The organism is Jilunia laotingensis, assembly GCF_014385165.1.
Classification (GTDB): Bacteria; Bacteroidota; Bacteroidia; order Bacteroidales; family Bacteroidaceae; genus Bacteroides; species Bacteroides laotingensis.
The window spans coordinates 1,211,943-1,230,785 of sequence record NZ_JACRTF010000001.1 but is presented as its reverse complement, the minus strand read 5'-3'; the positions used below and the strand labels follow the sequence as shown (position 1 = coordinate 1,230,785).

Genomic DNA, 18,843 nt, shown 5'->3' with positions numbered 1-18,843 from the left:
AATTCTCCCGAAGGGTATTATATCCCTTCGGGAATAACAAACGATTAACAGAAAATTATTATACCGTGAAGAAAGTATTTCTGATATTATTGATAATGTTATCCTGTTTTGGATGCACTTACGAAGGGCCCCACGATGGTTGTGATGGTGAGTCTTTGAATCTGATCTTCACGAATGACGGGAGTACGGCTAACTTTGACCGCTTGGTGGCCAGTGATATCGAATTATATCTGTATGATAGCGAAGGCAAAAAAATAGAGGCATTGCATATTCCTTATGAAAATATAAAAGGAGGGAAGCCCTATTCTATAGAACAGCAATATGTCGGAAATACTTATCTGGTAGCATGGTCATTATCCGGAGATGAGGCTGTAAATAAACTTTCACCGGTATGCCTTGATGACGAGAATTATTCGACTGCAAGGTTTATCATGGGTGAGAGGCTGACTCGACAGTCCCACGCGTATAGTGGTTCTGCCCGGGATTTTTTTCTAAAAAGCTTGATGTTCAATCAGAACCCTTTGGAAGAAAGGACTCTCAATGTTGATGTCAAACAACAGTTATGCACTATTACCGTCATAATAGAAGACGGGAATGATTTTAGGACTCAATATCCCGGGAAACTTAGTGTAAACATCGAAGGATCGTCGTATTCGTATGAAGTAGCCGGAGATAAACAATCCGGTGGCGGGATTATAATAGAGGACAATTTTTCTTATTTAAAGGACAGCGATGAATACATTTCGAGGAATAAAGTAATGCCTGCGTCCACCGACTCAGCTACCGGATTGGAAGATAATTTGGTAGTCAAACTCTTTGCGGACGGAATAGCCCGATTGATGGTAGATACCGAGGTAAAAGCCCAAAGTGGCACAGAAGTGAATGTTGTGATTAGGCCAACCAAGCTGGAAGCAGTTATTACAGCCGATTCATGGCAGATCCGTAAAGGGCTGGTTGTACTTTAAAATAACAATGTACTTTTTTTCTGAGTACATTTAATTTTATTATAAAGGCGGGGTCTCTCGCGAAATGAAAAATAGTAAAAGAATGAAAAGATTATTTATACTACCAACTATACTTATGTTGGTAGGATTTTGGTCATGCCAAACAACGATTGACGAAGAGTCCCCCGCTATCCATTCTTCCGGTGAGTCTAATGTCGAGATATCTATTGTAGCAAATCCTACAACCCGTAACATTGAGTATTCTACTCCTGATGAAAATATTATTGATAATCTGGATGTCTTACTTTTTGATTCTAACGGGAAGTTTGTATGTTGGCGGACTACATTCAAAGTCAATGGAAAGTTGCGGACTACTCTTCCGGTAGGGATCGATTATGATGCCTATTTCCTGGCTAACTGTCGCTCCTTTATAGAAAAGATGCTTCCTGATGATACGGCAGTTGCCCAATATAAAGGGAAGGTTGATTGGGAATTCTTCCGGAATGAGCTTCTCGATACAGCTCCCCGAAGATTGCTTCAGAACGATGGAGCATTTACAAATTTACCTATGTGGGGAGTACTCGAAAAACAAGAAGTGAAAGATGATGTGATCAACTATTGGCCGTTATTAAGTCTAATCCGGTCGGTTGCTTCGGTAGACATCTATGTGGTAGCCGATATTGATAACTTTACAATGAATGACGCTACTTTATACTACGTTCCGGATAGGGGCTTTTTAGGCGATGTTTCCAGTAATATCATAAACAGCCAAGCTCAAGAGGCATACTCTCCTGTAGGAATGGAAACAGTTTTGACTTTAGAGTCTAAAAGTTACAATACGGTCAATCGGTCCATAGCCAATAAACTGTATCTATACGATAATGACACGGAGGACGAAGCAGTAGATAAAAGACATACCCGCCTTGTGATCGGAGCCGTATACAATGGAACGAAGTATTACTATCCCATTGATTTTGAAAATTCCGAAACAGATAAGCTTATCAAGATTATACGAAATAAAAAGTATGTCTTCAATATCAATTCTGTGAGCGGTCCCGGATATACTGATAAAGAGACTGCTGCCGAACAACCTTCGATTCATTTGAATGTCAATGTGGTTGAATGGAATATGACCGAGGGACAAATGGGCTTGAGTGGCAATTACTACCTGTGGATAGAAAAGCGCACCGTAGTATTGTATCGTGAAATGCCTCCGGCAGTGACTATTGGAATGAATAGTAACATTTTGTCGGAAGTTATAACGTTAGCATTTAAGACAGATATAAACGGAGCGACGACGACATTGGCAAATGGTATTCAAAACAACCGTTTTAAAGTTGAATTGATTAGCAATGCAGATGGGTATCCCATTGGCTTTAAAACAACGGCTTTGGGCGATTTTGATAAAGACTCTGCCGCTGCCAATTCCGATACTGTCGTATTGCTTTCCGGAAGAATCAGACTGGAAATAAAGTTATCCCGCGTTGACCGGGGGAAAAATGATTGGGAACTGGATGGTGATATCGGTGTTGATTTGGGAGAATAATTACATGTATAATCACATAAAAAAACAAAGATAGTATGAAAAAAATATTATGGTCCGTTTTTCTCCTGACTGCAGCTATTTTCACGTCTTGTAGCTTGGACGACAATAGTCAGTTTGCCTCAGCGGGAAACGGCAAGTTGATTGTAAACTTCAGTATTCAGGATCCTACCAGTGGAATGGCAACCCGTGCTGCGATTGCACCTGAAGCAGGTGAAGAGAATGTAAAAACACTTGATCTGATTTTCTTTCAATCAAACAGTAACGGAACCGGTGATTTTAAAGGATGGAAAGAGTTGATGGCTACATCGAGTACACCGCTGGAAATGAATACCGATATGACGTTCGATTTTTCGGACCTTGGACTCAACATGGCTGACGCTTATGATATTTTAGTGGTAGCTAATATGGGGAATAACTATTTGCCCATTGACGGCTCGCAGACCTTGGACGATTGGAAGGCAGAAATCAAAAGTAAGAACTTTAAAGAAGTCAAGGCCGAAATTCAGGTATTTATGGCCGGCACAGCCACTGATGCACCGGAGTATACTACTAAACCGCTGGAAAGTGAAGCTTTACTGATGAGTACTTCACTGAGAAAGGAATCTCAAGATACCAAGATCGGTATCGTATTGAAACGTTCCGTTTCCCGTTTTGATATTTATAACTCAGCAAAAGGATACACCCTCGAATCCGTTGCGGTTTGGAATGCATATCCTTCTCTCTTTGTATGGGACGGTGAGCCGAATGCTTTTGACAAGGAAGCTGTGCGAATTGCAAGACTGTACGGGGTGGAGAGTGATGCCGGTGCTGCTATTGTGGGGAAGCTTTACGCTTTTGAGAACTATGTGGTGGCTCCCAAACAAAACGATGGATTAACCACTTGCTTGATTATCAGGGTGAAAAATGGAGACACCGGTATGGTGTCATACCATCGTGCTAATGTGCATCCGCTCGGGTCGGGGCAGTCGCTCAAGCGTAATAACGTATATAAACTAACAATCAACTCCATTAAAAAGGAAGGGTACACCACAGAATTGGAGGCATATAAAGGTGAAGTAGCTTCTTTGAGTTACTCCATTAACTATTGGGATATGGACAGCCATGGAACCGTGCAGTTCGATGGTGATAACATTCTGGCCATACCGACTAAAAAGGTGATGTTTACGCCCAACGGTGGTAATTATGATCTGGGTATATTTACTTTTGGAGAGGGAACCCTGTCTGTCAGCAAAAAAATATTGGATAATGGCTTTTCTGTAAGTTTGAACGGTAAAACATTGACTGTCTCGGCAACTGCCCTGAACAATGTAAAAGATCAGCGTAATGGCATGGTAGAACTTTCTTTTGGTAACTTGAAAGCAACGATTGATATAGTACAGTTAGAGGGTGGTGATCTTTATTTGGAGTTAAATCCGAAGACTATTTCCCATTTCACTAATGACGCTGGCGTAGCGGCACCGTCCATTGCGGTGAACAGTTCGGGCGATTGGAATGCGACTATTTATCCACCGGGAGCGGGAGCATTTTTCTCTTTCGATCAGGTGGGTTCAGCCGCTGTGACCGATTATGACAGTAGTAAGTCTTTGAATAATACCATTCCGGTTTACACACATACGGCCAATGCCGGGACAAGTCCCCGCTATGGCTTTCTAGTGGTTAGTTTGAAGGAGGATCCATCGGTACAAAGCACTATGTTATTGATTCAAGATGGAGAACCCGGATTTGAACTGACTCCGTATGTCAATTCGATTGACTTTGAATATGATGGTGAATTGACGATTACGGGAAATAATACCAACACATTCCTTGTCAATCCGGGATTGACCACCGATGGATCGACAATCAACGGATGGACATATATCCTCGAGGGTGATAATGCTGATGCTTTCGAAGTAAGGGACATGCACGATGCTGCCGATCTGAAGCTTAATCGTCTTACCGTGAGAGCCAAGAAACAAAATGAAAGTAGTAATACCTTGAAAGCCACTCTTTATCTAGCGTTAGAAGCCGATCCCACGGTGAAATCTCAAGTGATTGCCATCACTCAGCGGCCTATGTCCTTCAGCACGGGTATTGTGGGGAATACTCTTTACGTCTCTGAAAATGAAGATAAGACCCAAACCGTTAATTTGCAAGGAGGCAGTAGTATGAGGTGGATTGCGGAACTGGAACAACCCGAACCTGCATTGCAGCACATCTATGATGTGAAAATGATTAGTGAAACCGGTACTGAAATGCCGTGGGGTACTGATTATGCGATGGGAACTAAGTTTAAGATTCAATTACCCAAGACATTGTACAAGGATGCAAACCGTGATATTACATATCATGTGAAGTTAACATTGGTGGGGACTGATGTGACATCCCGTTTTGCTATCGTTAGGACGATGCTCAAGCCTATCACGATTAATGTCGCCAACCTTTATGGAGGCTATGGTGCGCTTGGAAATAGCATTCTCAGTGTTTTCCGTAATTACGGAAATTATGCAACATTCTTTGGCCCGAAAGGTGTGGTTTATACTCCGGTAACTCCCACCTTGCCGAATAATGAAAGCAATAGTGCAGGAGTGGGTGCGAGTATACCTGATGATGTGAATGTTCTCTTTTCCGGAAGATACGCCACTGCGGCTTCTGGTTACTATGATAATTTGATTACATGGTTGGAAAACAGCCCGAAGAAAAACAGGTTTGCTGTTGTTGTCCTTGATAATAGTGCTTCTGACAATCAGGCTCTGTTTGCAAAATTCAACTCATGGGGATATACATATAGAAGCAACAGCGGTACATCGGCTACTTGGGTCACTACACACTCCAATGACTCTGTATGGAACTATATTGTTAAGAACGGACCATTCAGCAATTACAATCCATTGCAAAAGATTGATTTTAATGCTCTGTTTTATAGAGATGGGATAAGCGGAACTTTCGATGCACCTGGCAGCGCAACGAAAGTACTGGAAGTAGCCGGTAATGGGTGTTCGTTATCCATTGATTTGCAAAAACGGGTCATTTTCCTTGGCGATTCTCAACATACCAATACATGGACTCCGGTTTATAATGCTTTGGCGACTACCACGAATAATGAATATTACGGTCGTGGGGTATTATGGGCAACATTGTGGTCAATTATTTACAACACAGCTCAGTACGGTGATCACTTTACAGATGCTTTTAGGTAGCCGGAATAATCGATACGAATTAATCGAAGCAGATTTTTAATTGAAATCCCTCAAGAGTTGATGTTTTTGCATTTACGCTTGAGGGATCATTTTTTTATTCCAACACTTACTTTGTATTTCGGCTGGCGAAATGATGTTTTTACAGTAATATGTTCATTCTTATAAGTTGCCTTATCTCCACTGCATAGGGATACCTTGCTTATTTAAATTATGTCCTGTAATGTATCTCCAAGTATTATCTATACCCTTTGAGTCATTTTTGATAGCCATGAAGACAACATCAAGGAATCCATTATTATCTATGTCATATAAACAACATCCGCCTCCAGCACCTTTCTGGCAAGGGGATAAGCTGGTTGGTAAACCAATTTGATCAGATAATGGTGAATAACTAACTCCATATTTATCTATATCAGGAAGTATTCTGTATACAAAAGTATCACTTCCTGCAGGGGCATCAATGGCCATAAATATAATATCTAATTTCCCATTTCTGTCAATATCGCCCACTGCAACGCCTGCACCATCTCCTTCATATCCAACTCCTGGAATTACGTAGCTAGGTGACAAACTTTTATAGTTTCCGGAGGGATCTAAGTCAAATGCGATTTGGTATACAAAGCTATTCATGTCTTTCGGATTATCATAAACGGCTACTAACAAATCCGGAATTCCATTCCCATTTATATCATTAATATCAATATCAGCCCCTTGATAATGGCTGCCATAACCTGGAATGCATTTTGGTGAAGAAATTGAAGAATAACTCCCATCCGATTTTAAATCATATGCAATGCGGTAACAGACATTTGCTGTATTGCCATTATTAGGATCATCTGCACAAAGTAAAATCATATCCGGCTTTCCGTTTTTGTTTAAATCTGCTATAGCTACTCCACCTCCAGCGTTATCCCAGCCTACTCCTGGCAGTGTGTAAAGTTTAGATTGCCTAGAAGAATATCCATTCTCATCTATATCGAATAAAACTTTATACCAAAATGAATTATCTTTAGCTGGAGCATCGATTCCCATAAGTATCATATCTGGTTTACCATTCCCATCAATATCAGCAATAGTTACACCTCCTCCATCATTTAATTGTCCCAATCCTGATACTGAACGCATACCTGCACCCGTTGGATACAATGTTACCGACTTTAGTTCTTTATTTTTTGTATAACTAGTAATGTAATTTTTTATTTCCTGGCTTTTGGCAGGATCGGCTACTAATTCATAGATTGGTATAAATGATTTAGAATTGGCATCCACATCAATAAATTTAGGAGTTGCATTTCTTACTGTTGCATTCCATTTGGAAATATCTACGGATGGGTATGTTTCTGGATTTAGGGAGCCTATTAAACCGACCATAGGATCGCCACCCACAGTTGAGTAAAATAAAGATTGTTCCTTGTTATTTGTAGCCAAGGAACTGTCGTAATTAAATTTACCATCTATTTTGAAAATATTGACAAGAGACATTCCTAAGCCAGCATCGACATTTTGTTTTTTAGAAGTTGTAGTAGACTTAGAGGAATAATATACCTCTAATTTAGCACCCACATAAATGTCTTTTAAAACATGTGTACCATATACTTCTACAATTTGGGCTGGTGTATAAGATGAAATTCTATCTTTAAATTGCTGAGTTAAACATTCACGTAATACGTTTATATTTGATTCAGCTATTCTAAATCTACTATCTACATATTTTTGAGTGAAATATGCAAATGAATAGTCTGATGTATAAGTGTTATTTCCTCCAAAAGCTACATTTAAAGATGCGCCAGCTATAACTTTCAAAAATTCCGGTTCTATTTTTAGTGATGAAGACATGTTAGATGTGAAATCGTAAACGTCTTTACCTGATGTATAGCGAGATTGTGATTCTTCTAATTTATATTCTAATATTAAGTTTCTATTTTTTAATTTATCTATATCTAGAACAAGCGCTCCACTAGCTTTAGGATCTAAATACGCGCTTGTAATGTTATACCCGTGCCCTAAAATATCATACTTTCCATCTCCTGCAGTTCTCGTTATTATTTCGTTAGATGTAGGAGAGGAGTCAATAGGTAATTCTTCCAGATTTGAACATGAGCAAAAACTTAATGTTAAGCCTAATACTCCAAATAAATTTCTTTTTTTCATAAAAATATATTTAAAATTTATATATCCACAAATATAGATTAATTTCTGTGAACTTAGACATAAATGAAGGAAATTATTTTAATTGGAGGATGTCAGGCTTAAATATATATGTAAAAAGAGAAAAAAGAGTTTTATTAAACAAATGATTTTTTGTTCAATATAGCTATAAAGGACCATTGGATATAGTGTATATTTGAGATGTCCATAAAATGGGCAATGACTATTCTTGTTAAGTGCTATGGAAATTGTATTCTAATCGATTGTTGTTCAATGATTAACTTTTTAAATGTTTATATTTAAAATTCATAACATCCGGATGTTTTACGTAATAACATCCGGATGTTATGACATAAAACATGGGGATGTTTCACTTCACAACATCCCCATGTTTTTACCATTTATTTTTTAGTTTAATATCTTTGCAAAGGATATCCTTATTAATTGCCATTTATGTTTTCGCTATATGTACTCCGTAGATAAAATAGTAGTGGATAAAGATATTTCTGTGTGTTATACACATTCTTTCTCATTCATTAGTTTCAGGTATATTTCCCAATATCTTTTTGCAGCGGTTTTCCAAGAAAATCTGAGGGCATGTTCCTTCATCTTTTCCTTATCAATACCTCCGTTCTCAAAATCGTCCATACCTTGTTTGAATTCTGCCTGCATTTGTGCTTCATTGAATTCAGAGTTGAAATAGTAGGCAAATTCACCACCGATTTCAGGCAAACAAGTATGGTCAGATAGGAAAATTGGCTTTTGGTAATACATGGCTTCAATAACCGGAAGCCCAAAACCTTCGGCAATAGAGGGGAATAGGAAAGCTTTGCAGTGGAGCAAATACCAATGCTTTTCCGCTTCGGGGATAGTACCGATGATTTTCACACGGTCTTCCACTCCAAACTTTACGGCTTCTTTCATAATCCGTTCTTCATATTCCGAGCGGACACCTGCTATGATAAGCTCGTAATCATTGTCTTCTAGCAGGCAGGGCAATACGTGAAAGTTTTTTTTGGGAAGTACGGTTCCAACTGTAAAAAGGAATGGGCGTTGAGGTACTTCTGTCGGTTGTACATAATCACCAGTGTAGACATTGCGTCCGTTGTAGATTACTTCAATAGGTTTACCTTTTAAATCAATGTGTTCTAATAAGTCTTTACGGGTAGTCTCGGATATAGTGACTATGTAATCTGCTTTATCTACAATCCGTTGTAGTTTTCTTAAGCATTTACCTTGTTTGCTTTTCTTTTTTTCATAAAGGAAATTAAGATCGTGTATGGTTAATACTAACTTTTTGTTATTGGGAATATAGGATGAAAGCTGGTAGGTTGTATGCCAGACTTTGATATTGGAATTACAAGGAATGAAAAGTTTATGGATTTTATGAACGATCTTATATGCATATTTAGCTCCCCAACGGTTCTTTAATCCTTTGGGTACATAGAACGCTAATTTTTCTTCATGCTTTAGTGATTCTTCAGAAAGACCTTCAGCCAACATGTCGCAGAAGAAATAGAGCCCAGTATTGGGGTATTTCATTCTTTCACAGTCGAAAATGATCGTATTATCCATATTGCTGTTTATTTTTTGCAAAGTTAAGAATTTTGGTTAGGTTAAATGCTATTTGATTCAATATGTTCTTCTTCTTTCTTTCTAGTTGGTATTAAGAGAGCAATTGCTCATAAATATCCCAATATTGTTTGGCTGCGTTTGCCCATGAAAAACCAAGAGCATGTTCTTTCATAGCATCCTGATTCATATTTCCGGAAGAGAAATCTCTCATTCCTTCTTTGAATTCCTCTTGCATCTTTTTGCGATCAAAATCTCGATTAAAATAATATGCGTAGTGGCTACCTATTTCGGGAAGGCAAGTGTGTAATGATAAAAAAATAGGACGTTGATAGTACATAGCCTCTATAACTGGTAATCCGAATCCTTCGGCTACAGATGGGAATAAAAAGGCTTCGCAATTCTTATAATACCAGTGTTTTTCGGCCTCGGGAATAGTACCAATGATTTTAACTCGTTCTGAAACTCCAAGTTCTTGAGCTTCTTCTATAATTTTGTTCTCGTATTCGCTCCGTACCCCAGCTATAATTAGCTCATAGTCGTTTTCTTGAAGCAGGCAGGGAAGCACATGAAAGTTTTTTTTGGGTAAAACGGTGCCGACAGAGAAAAGGAACTTTTTCTGTGGCTTTATAGGTGGTTCTTGTAGTCTTCCATTAAATATAGAACATCCGTTGTAAATGACGGAAACTTCTTTACCTTTAGTGTCAAGATGGCTCAGGATGTCATTCTTCACAAATTGAGAAATGGCTACGATATGAACGCTCTTATCCACAATCTTTTGCAATTTGAATAGTTCTGCTTTTTGTGCATTTGCATTCAATTCATACAAGAAGTTTAAGTCATGGATGGTTAGTAATATCTTCTTTCCTTTTGGGAAAAAATGAGATAACTGAAAGGGGCTATGCCATAGACCAGTATCTTTAGGAGTTAATAATATACGCTTATGTAAAGATTTGAATACTTTTTTACGCTCAATATTAATCCCCCAATCATCAACAGTGCTTTTTCTGGCATAAATCATGAGTTTCTTCCCCCTTTGAAAAGATTCTTTTTGTAATGCTGTGACCAGCTCCTTACCAAATACATATAAGCCTGTATTTGGATATCTCATTCTTTCACAGTCGAATATGACAGTTGTCTGTTTAGGCCTCATATACAGATTATTTTAGGAGGATTTTGAATAATGTAGCAAAAATATGTATTTTTGTACAGTTAAACAAATAAATGTGGGATTATGCAACAGAAGAAGAGAAGAATAGCGTTTATCCATGATGAATTTCCGGGAGGAGGGGGAGAGAGAGTTACTATAGACGTGGCTAATTTTCTTGTTGCAGCGGGGTATGATGTTTTTGTTTTTGCAGGGAAGTTTTGTAAGGAAAAAGTGTCTTCAGAAATTACTTTGAACCTACAGGTGATAGAATTGCCGGAAAGATACGTAGAACAGTCCAAAATCGATGCTGATGCGATTGTTGAGTCGGTTAATAGATTGAATATAAATGTTCTTGTTTCAGTAGGAAGGCGTATGCTTTTTATTAATGATATATTACAAAAGACTCATTGCAAGTATGTATATGCTTTGCATAGTATACCCTTTTGGGAAGCTGAACTTATATTAGATCGTGCCCGAAGACGTGGGATGGTTTCATGGATATCCAAATTGGAATGGTATTTGATATCATATCCCAAATATGTATGGTTTAAGAAGGCCTTTCGGAAGATCAGAGCGATGTATAAAGAGACTTATCAATTAGCAGACCGTTATGTTGTTTTGTGTGATGCATATAAAGATGAATTAATAAGAAGACTATCTTTGGATGCCCATGATACCAAATTGAGAGTTATTCCAAATTCGGAACGCAAGGTCAAATTAGTCAATTGGGATAAGAAGCAGCAGCTTCTGTTTGTAGGGAGAATGAGTTATGTTGATAAACGGGTGGATAGATTGATTGATATTTGGCGGAAGATTTTTAATCAATTGCCCGATTGGGAATTGATTCTCGTAGGCGATGGGGAAGAACGAGAAAAATTAGAGAAGAAAGTTAAACTGGAAGGTTTGGAACGGGTTCGCTTTGTCGGCTTTTCGGATAATGTTGGTTCTTATTATAGAGAAGCTGCTATATTATGTTTGGTTTCCACATTCGAAGGTTGGCCATTATGTCTTACAGAAGCTCAAGCGAATGGAGTTGTACCCATTGCTTTTGACTGTTCGGCAGGTGTACATCATATTCTTTCTCCTTCAGGTAAAAATGGAGTTCTCATTCCTCCTTTTGATTTGGATCGTTATGCTGATTCTTTATTGAAATTAATAAAGAATCCAGAATTGCTTCAGGAAATGAGAAATGATATCGTGAAGAAGGCAGAAGAGTATTCCATTGACGTAGTTGGAAGACGGTGGATAGAGTTATTGGATGAATTGTGTGTGTAAGACTAAGGAAAATGCTTTATTAAAGGATAAAATATATGGATGGATCATGCCCGTTGGTATCTGTTATTATACCAGTTTATAATAGTGAAAATTATGTTGAAGCATGTATAGGAAGTGTTGTAAATCAATCTTATAAAAACCTTGAAATCATAGTTGTGAATGATGGAAGTACAGATGGAAGTCAGTATTTAGTAGAAAAATATGCATCTGCTGATTCACGTGTTGTAGTAATTAATAAAACGAATGAGGGCTTGCCTTTAGCTCGACGATCGGGATTATCGGTCGCGAATGGAAAATATATACAACACTTGGACAGTGACGATACATTGCTAGAAAATGCAATTGAGTGTTTGGTAAAAAGAGCGGAAGAAACAAATGCAGATATTGTCGCTGCTCCTTTCTATTTTTGTTATCCAGGACAACCTAAACGTTTTTCAGGAGCATTGGCTTTTGATGAACTGAAAGGAACTGATTATTTAGATGAAATATTAAATGAACAGGCATATTGTAGCGTGTGGTCAAATTTCCAAAGGAGGTCATTGTTTCAAGATAATGCGGTTGAGACTGTATCTCATATTTATTATGGCGAAGATGCGATTATGATGGTTCAATTGTTAGTACATGATCCCAAAGTTGTATCTTTTGACAAACCTATTTTGAATTATAATAGGGTTCCGACGTCTATAACCGTGAATGTAAATGATGAGAAATATTTGAATTACAGAGCATATCAGGTTTGGCTGGAAGAATTTTTTAAAAAGTTAGGTATAGATAAGAAATATGAAAGAGGAATGGCTCGACTTCATATACGGACAACATTCACAAGCATTTCTTGGAATCATCTTGAAGATGTTCGTAATGATTTAAAGAGATTAGTAAGGGATTTAAAACTATATCCTGATTTGGAAAATCTGTTGTCTCGGCGTGAGCGAAAGATTATTACGATATATCGCATTTCTCCATGGCTTGGTTATTTTAATATAATACGTTATAAGAAACAAGGAAAAATTTGAATTATATTAGAAAGATTAATGGGTAAACTAAAAAGAAGTTTTTATAAAAAGTTGATGCAGTTTGGATTTGTACATCCGGAAGTCATATTGTTAATGGATGGAGGTATTTGTTCCCAAATGCATCAATATCTGTTAGGGCAGCTTTATGCTGAAAAAGGCTATCTGGTATGTTTTGATGTCTCCTTTTTTCAAGAATGGGGAAGTGATCTAAATCGAAAATTTGTTCGTAATTTTGATCTTTTAAAAGCTTTTCCATATCTTCACTTCGATAAAGCGTCCAAAATGGCAGTTGATTTTTATAAAAGAAAGTGTTATTTTGGAGGGAATAATTCGGGAACGAGAATTGATGATTTCTCTTTTTTACAGTTTACCCCTCCTGTTTATTTGGGGGGATACTATCATTTGCCTCCTGAAATTTGGCTGAAAACATTCCGATCGTTATTCAAAATGACTCCGGGGGTACTGGACAATTCGAATGAGGAGTTGTGTAAAGAGATCAAAGATTGTATTTGTCCTGTAGCAGTACATGTACGACGTGGAGACCTTTCGGTTGACGTATATGCATATGGAAAGCCTGCTTCGTTTGATTATTTCAAGAAAGCGGTTCGATTTTTTGAAGAGAAATTGTTATTACCTTACTTTTATTTCTTTTCTGATGAACCAAGTTGGGTGGAAAAAGAGCTAATTAGCAATTTATCATTAAACGATAACTTTAAAGTGATAGATATTAATGGCTCTGATAAAGGTTATATGGATTTATTTCTTATTGCTCATTGTAGACATTGCATTACTAGCAAAGGGACACTAGGCAAATATGGTGCCCTTTTAGGTGATGACTCGAATAAGTATGTCATTTTGTGTGATGATGAGACAGAGTATGTATGGAAAAACTTGTTTCAACATCCAATATTCTTATAATATAGAATATTATTTCCCAAATAGAAATAGTGATAATATCTTGTTTTGTTTGACTAATTTTGCAAATAAGAGACTACAAAATAGACTGATAATACATGTTAGTACTATTGCTAACCAAGTATTCATATGACCTTTAAGAATTGATACGCATGGGAAAATGAATAAAAAGTGAGCAATATATATTTCGAGTGTTTTCCTGCCAATTACTTTACTCCAAAAGTCAGATTGGATATTAATGGCTTTGAATATGGAAAATGTACTAATAATTCCTAAGCAGGGTACGGCCAATTTATAGATGAGTGCGCTTACTGGCTTTCCAAGAAAGAAATTGGGCAACATTGTTCTATGCCAAAAATAGCTTAGGAAAAAGAATAAAGGGACTGATAAAATAAGAATGAGTGAGTTTTTGATTCTTAGATGATTTTTGTACTCACTTACTCCTCTTCCTATTATAAAAAAGAAAAAGTACCATTTGAATAGGTTGAACCCAAATGAATGGAAGGGGAGCAACATGATAGGGATGGAAATAATTATTCCGATCCATGTATCAAAATGAGATGGAATTTTATTTAGAAAATAAAAAGTTAAATGACAGAAAAATAAAACATAGAGAAACCATAAAGCGTTGTCTGGTTCATTGATTACCATTTTTTGATATTCATAGAATGACATTCCATAATGAAAGATGAAATAATTGATAAAAGCCCACGACAAATATGGTAGGAGTAATGTCTTTGCCTTTCGTGCCAAGGATTTTAGATTTGGCTTTTTTGAAAATATGGTTACATAACCGCTGATAAACATGAATAAAGGCATATGGAAAGAATAAATAATCCTAAATAGATAATCGGAATCAAAATTTTCGGGTATATTAAATTGTATACTGTGCCCTAAAATGACCAGTATAATAGCAAAGGCCTTTATTGAATCAATTAAATTATCTCTCATGCTGCGAAAATGTTACCATTTGAACTCTTTATTGAAGTACATATCTTCAAATGCTGCCATATACTTGCGTTGCAGCCATTTATAAGGATCCAATATAAGATTGAGTATTCTGTTCTTTTTGTATTCTGTTTTTCTGGCACCCCATATCGGATAAGGTTCCATTTGTTCCCATGTCCTTTCGCCACAATACACTTCGTTGCTCGAAATCTGTATGCTGTCGTAGGATTTAACTAATAAGGAAAAGACGCTTTGATCATGCCTGTTTTCTCTGAATCCGGGTAGGTTCGGAGATTGCGATCTCTTATCTGTGGTCAGGTCATAATGGTTCATGTGAACATCGTACCATCTGTTGACGAACTCCTGAGAGATGGCTGTTTTTCGGAGGATGAAACAGCCTGCCCACGCTTGAGAACTATCTGTAAAGGCTGGGTTATCTTGTACATTGAAGAATCGGAACAAGTCTCCTTTTGTCCAATACCTTTCTATGTTTCCTTCCTGGCGGAAGAATAGAATCCCGGTTTCGTTCTTGCACAGCATATCGATATATTCCAGAAATCTCTGTTCTCCTTTTATGTTGAACACATTGCCAACGTCAGACCAAATGACGATATCATTTTGATTCATTTGCTCGAATATCCTTTTTACAAAGTAAGGTTTCCATTTCCAGTATCCGTATCCACGCCGATAATGGATGGGGTGAAAGTCCTTTTTGAAAGAAGGTTCAAGATCCTCTTCTCCATAAAAATGTACTTCATCTATCATTTTGAAGTTGCTGACTTCACCTTTTAGCCGGTTGGTCGATTTTTGAAGTCTGGAATCTGCAAAGCAGATGAGATAAATTTTGGGATTCATTTTTTCTTTCAGGTTTTGGGAGTGTGAAGATATATATTTTTAAGTTATACTACCAAATTATTTGATTCTGTTTTTGAATTTATTGTGTTCCCATGCTGAATGTTAAGCTATTATTTACTGTAGCCTTCACATTAATTTATAAGGAATAGAACTTTCCTAAAGAAATAACTTCTATCTTTGCACCCTAATTCATTTAATGACAAGCAATGAAGGAATTCTTTCAACTCATGCGACGTTTTGTGTCGCCTTATAAAAAATACTTAGGTTGGGCTATCGTGCTGAATGTTTTATCGGCTGTGCTAAATGTCTTTTCGTTTACATTACTTATTCCTATTCTTCAGATATTGTTCAAGATGGATAATAAGGTTTATGAGTTCATACCTTGGGACTCTGGTGTAGGAATGAAAGAAGTTCTTGTGAATAACTTCTATTATTTCGTCACGGAGATGATTGAAAAGAATGGTCCGTCTTTGGCATTGCTCTTTCTGGGGCTGTTCCTTGCATTTATGACTCTTCTGAAAACATCCTGTTATTTTGCTTCTTCTGCCATTATGGTTCCTTTGCGTACAGGGGTTGTGCGTGATATTCGTATAATGGTTTATTCGAAGGTGATGTCTTTGCCTTTAGGATTCTTCTCCGAAGAGCGTAAAGGAGATATCATTGCACGTATGAGTGGAGATGTGGGGGAAGTTGAAAACTCTATTACCAGTTCGCTTGATATGTTGATAAAGAATCCTATCCTGATAATTTTCTACTTTACTACGTTGATTATTACAAGCTGGCAGTTGACTCTATTTACTATTCTGGTTTTGCCTGGTATGGGATGGCTGATGGGAGTGGTAGGCAAGAAATTGAAACGCGACTCTTTGGAAGCACAGGGGAAATGGAGTGATACCATGTCACAATTGGAGGAAACGTTAGGTGGGCTTCGCATCATCAAGGCTTTTATTGCCGAGAAAAAGATGGTCGACCGCTTTACAAAATGCAGCAATGATTACCGGGACGCTACCAATCGGGTGGCAATCAGACAGTCATTAGCACATCCGATGAGCGAATTCTTGGGTACACTCCTGATTGTCATAGTGCTGTGGTTTGGAGGCTCATTGATTTTAGGGCATAATTCAAGTATCGATGCTCCTTCTTTCATCTTTTACATGGTCATTTTATATAGTGTGATCAATCCTTTGAAAGAGTTCTCAAAAGCGGGCTATAACATCCCTAAAGGATTGGCTTCTATGGAACGTGTGGATAAAATATTGAAAGCTGAAAATAAGATCAAAGAGGTGCCGAATCCTAAACCACTGAATGGATTGAATGATAAGATAGAGTTTGAAAATATCTCATTCAGTTATGACGGTAAGCGGGAGGTGCTGAAAAGTGTCAATGTGACTATCCCTAAGGGGAAAACGGTTGCATTGGTCGGTCAGTCCGGTTCTGGTAAATCCACGTTGGTCGATTTGTTGCCCCGTTATCACGATGTGCAGGAGGGGGATATCAAGATCGATGGCACCAGTATTAAAGATGTACGCATTTCCGATCTGCGCAGTTTGATCGGCAATGTGAATCAGGAAGCTATCCTTTTCAACGATACATTCTTCAATAATATCGCTTTTGGTGTTGAAAATGCTACGATGGAGCAGGTGGTGGAAGCTGCAAAGATTGCCAATGCTCACGATTTTATCATGGAGAAAGAAGAGGGGTACAATACGAATATCGGTGACCGGGGAAGTAAACTTTCCGGTGGTCAGCGGCAACGTATCAGCATTGCCCGGGCCATTTTGAAAAATCCTCCGATCCTGATCCTTGACGAAGCGACTTCTGCGCTGGATACGGAGTCCGAACGTCTGGTACAGGAGGCACTCGAAAGACTGATGAAGACACGCACTACTATTGCCATCGCACACCGGCTTTCCACTATCAAGAATGCGGATGAAATCTGTGTCCTTTATGAAGGAGAAATCGTAGAGCGTGGAAAACATGAAGAATTATTGGCATTGAATGGTTATTATAAACGGCTGAATGATATGCAATCACTTTGATCTTTTTAAAATGAAATACGGCAAATATATTAGATGGATACTTTGTGTAACGATGTTTTTCATGGCGGATATTTCCGTCCGGGCACAAGTGGAAGACCGAGTTTGCAAGACCGACTATGAAATCAATCCGAATCGTGTAGGGGAATTGTCCGTAGAGCTGGACAATATCAGCTTTTTCAAAGACAATGAGTATGCGGGCACTGTAATGAAAGGCTATTCTTTGCCGGGATTGTGGTTGCAGCCGAAAGGAGTTTTTTATCCGCTGAAAAATATAAAACTCGAATTGGGTGTTCATGCCTTGATTTATAGTGGTGCTTACAGGTATCCTAATTATGCTTATCATGATATAGCTACATGGAAAGGGAACCAGTATCAGCGCGGAACACATATTTTGCCTTATTTCAGGGCGCAACTCGCTTTATCGAAAGTGAACCTTGTATTGGGAAATATTTATGGCGGTTCCAATCATGGGTTGATTGCTCCTATGTACAATCCTGAACTTAACCTTACTTCCGACCCTGAAACGGGCTTTCAGCTCTTGTATGATTCCCGGCATTTGCATCTGGATGCGTGGGTGAACTGGCAAAGTTATATTTTTGAGGAAGACACTCATCAGGAATCTTTTATAGTCGGATTGTCCACGCTGATTAAATACAATCGTCCGGAGGCAAAGTTTCATTACTACACTCCTGTGCAGATGACCATTCAACACCGGGGAGGGGAACAGGATACGATACATACCAATTCGGTTCAAACATTGATGAATGGGTCGATCGGTGCCGGAATTACCTGGAATATTAATCGTCCGGTTTTGAAAAGGGTAAACCTTGAAGTCGATGCCGTTGCTTTTTATCAGCAGGCAGGGCATTTGTGGCCTTATGAAAAGGGGGTAGGGCTTTATGCGGCCGCCTATACTGATCTTAAAAACATCCGTGTCAAGGGTGGCTATTTTATAGCAAAAGATTTTATCTCATTATTGGGTATTCCTTTCTTCGGAGCAGTCTCTACTAAAAACGAAGGTGCTTATTATGATGATCCGCAAACCTATTTTCTCTCTGTGGAATATTCGCGTTCTTTCGGCAAGCACTATGCATTAGGAGCTAAAGCGGACGTTTATCAATCCATTCCCGGTACGATGACAAAAGCGGATGGAGAGATGATAAATCCGGGAAGCTCTACCAGTTTCTCATTTGGTGTTTTTCTTCGGGTGAATCCGAGCTTCCTGATTAAAAAGTTCAAGTAATCATTGGTAAGAAGTT

Annotated in this window: 13 protein-coding genes; 8 read left to right on the top strand and 5 right to left on the bottom strand. The window is 38.1% G+C overall.

The features are described from left to right. Nucleotides 1–65: 65 nt before the first annotated feature. From H8744_RS04840 to H8744_RS04830, 3 genes are all read left to right on the top strand, one after another. Entirely contained in the window at nt 66–965 is a 900-nt protein-coding gene (locus H8744_RS04840; protein WP_262433751.1) for a FimB/Mfa2 family fimbrial subunit, read from the top strand. 82 nt (nt 966–1,047) lie between these two features. Next, entirely contained in the window at nt 1,048–2,490 is a 1,443-nt protein-coding gene (locus tag H8744_RS04835; protein WP_262433750.1) for a fimbrial protein, read from the top strand. Between the two features lie 35 nt (nt 2,491–2,525). Then, nucleotides 2,526–5,669 carry a hypothetical protein gene (locus H8744_RS04830; RefSeq protein WP_262433749.1) on the top strand — a complete coding sequence of 1,048 codons (3,144 nt, stop codon included), beginning with the start codon at nt 2,526–2,528 and terminating at the stop codon, nt 5,667–5,669. Nucleotides 5,670–5,840: 171 nt separating this feature from the next. Here the strand turns inward: H8744_RS04830 and H8744_RS04825 are convergent, their stop codons facing one another. From H8744_RS04825 to H8744_RS04815, 3 genes are all read right to left on the bottom strand, one after another. After that, on the bottom strand, nt 5,841–7,820 hold the full coding sequence (locus H8744_RS04825; RefSeq protein WP_262433748.1) for an FG-GAP-like repeat-containing protein: 1,980 nt from the start codon (nt 7,818–7,820) through the stop codon (nt 5,841–5,843). 510 nt (nt 7,821–8,330) lie between these two features. Then, nucleotides 8,331–9,392 carry a glycosyltransferase family 4 protein gene (locus H8744_RS04820; protein ID WP_262433747.1) on the bottom strand — a complete coding sequence of 354 codons (1,062 nt, stop codon included), beginning with the start codon at nt 9,390–9,392 and terminating at the stop codon, nt 8,331–8,333. A gap of 91 nt (nt 9,393–9,483) precedes the next feature. After that, a complete protein-coding gene (locus H8744_RS04815; protein ID WP_262433746.1) occupies nt 9,484–10,542 on the bottom strand; it encodes a glycosyltransferase family 4 protein in 1,059 nt (352 codons plus the stop codon). A gap of 81 nt (nt 10,543–10,623) precedes the next feature. Between H8744_RS04815 and H8744_RS04810 the strand changes: the two genes are divergently transcribed. The 3 genes from H8744_RS04810 to H8744_RS04800 are packed head-to-tail and all read left to right on the top strand — an operon-like array spanning nt 10,624 to nt 13,745. Further along, entirely contained in the window at nt 10,624–11,814 is a 1,191-nt protein-coding gene (locus tag H8744_RS04810; protein WP_262433745.1) for a glycosyltransferase, read from the top strand. 35 nt (nt 11,815–11,849) lie between these two features. Continuing rightward, nucleotides 11,850–12,827: a glycosyltransferase family 2 protein gene (locus H8744_RS04805; RefSeq protein ID WP_262433744.1), complete on the top strand. Its 978-nt coding sequence runs from the start codon at nt 11,850–11,852 to the stop codon at nt 12,825–12,827. Nucleotides 12,828–12,845: 18 nt separating this feature from the next. After that, nucleotides 12,846–13,745, top strand: coding sequence for an alpha-1,2-fucosyltransferase (locus H8744_RS04800; RefSeq protein ID WP_262433743.1), 900 nt, complete (start codon nt 12,846–12,848; stop codon nt 13,743–13,745). Between the two features lie 9 nt (nt 13,746–13,754). Here the strand turns inward: H8744_RS04800 and H8744_RS19010 are convergent, their stop codons facing one another. Then, nucleotides 13,755–14,693, bottom strand: coding sequence for an acyltransferase family protein (locus H8744_RS19010; RefSeq protein ID WP_369410994.1), 939 nt, complete (start codon nt 14,691–14,693; stop codon nt 13,755–13,757). A gap of 12 nt (nt 14,694–14,705) precedes the next feature. Continuing rightward, nucleotides 14,706–15,545: a hypothetical protein gene (locus H8744_RS04795; protein WP_262433742.1), complete on the bottom strand. Its 840-nt coding sequence runs from the start codon at nt 15,543–15,545 to the stop codon at nt 14,706–14,708. 206 nt (nt 15,546–15,751) lie between these two features. On the opposite strand from H8744_RS04795, the gene H8744_RS04790 reads away from it, so the two are divergent. Continuing rightward, nucleotides 15,752–17,584 carry an ABC transporter ATP-binding protein gene (locus H8744_RS04790; protein WP_262433741.1) on the top strand — a complete coding sequence of 611 codons (1,833 nt, stop codon included), beginning with the start codon at nt 15,752–15,754 and terminating at the stop codon, nt 17,582–17,584. A gap of 10 nt (nt 17,585–17,594) precedes the next feature. After that, a complete protein-coding gene (gene lpxZ, locus H8744_RS04785) occupies nt 17,595–18,827 on the top strand; it encodes an LpxZ family protein (protein WP_262433740.1) in 1,233 nt (410 codons plus the stop codon). The last annotated feature ends 16 nt before the right edge of the window (nt 18,828–18,843 follow it).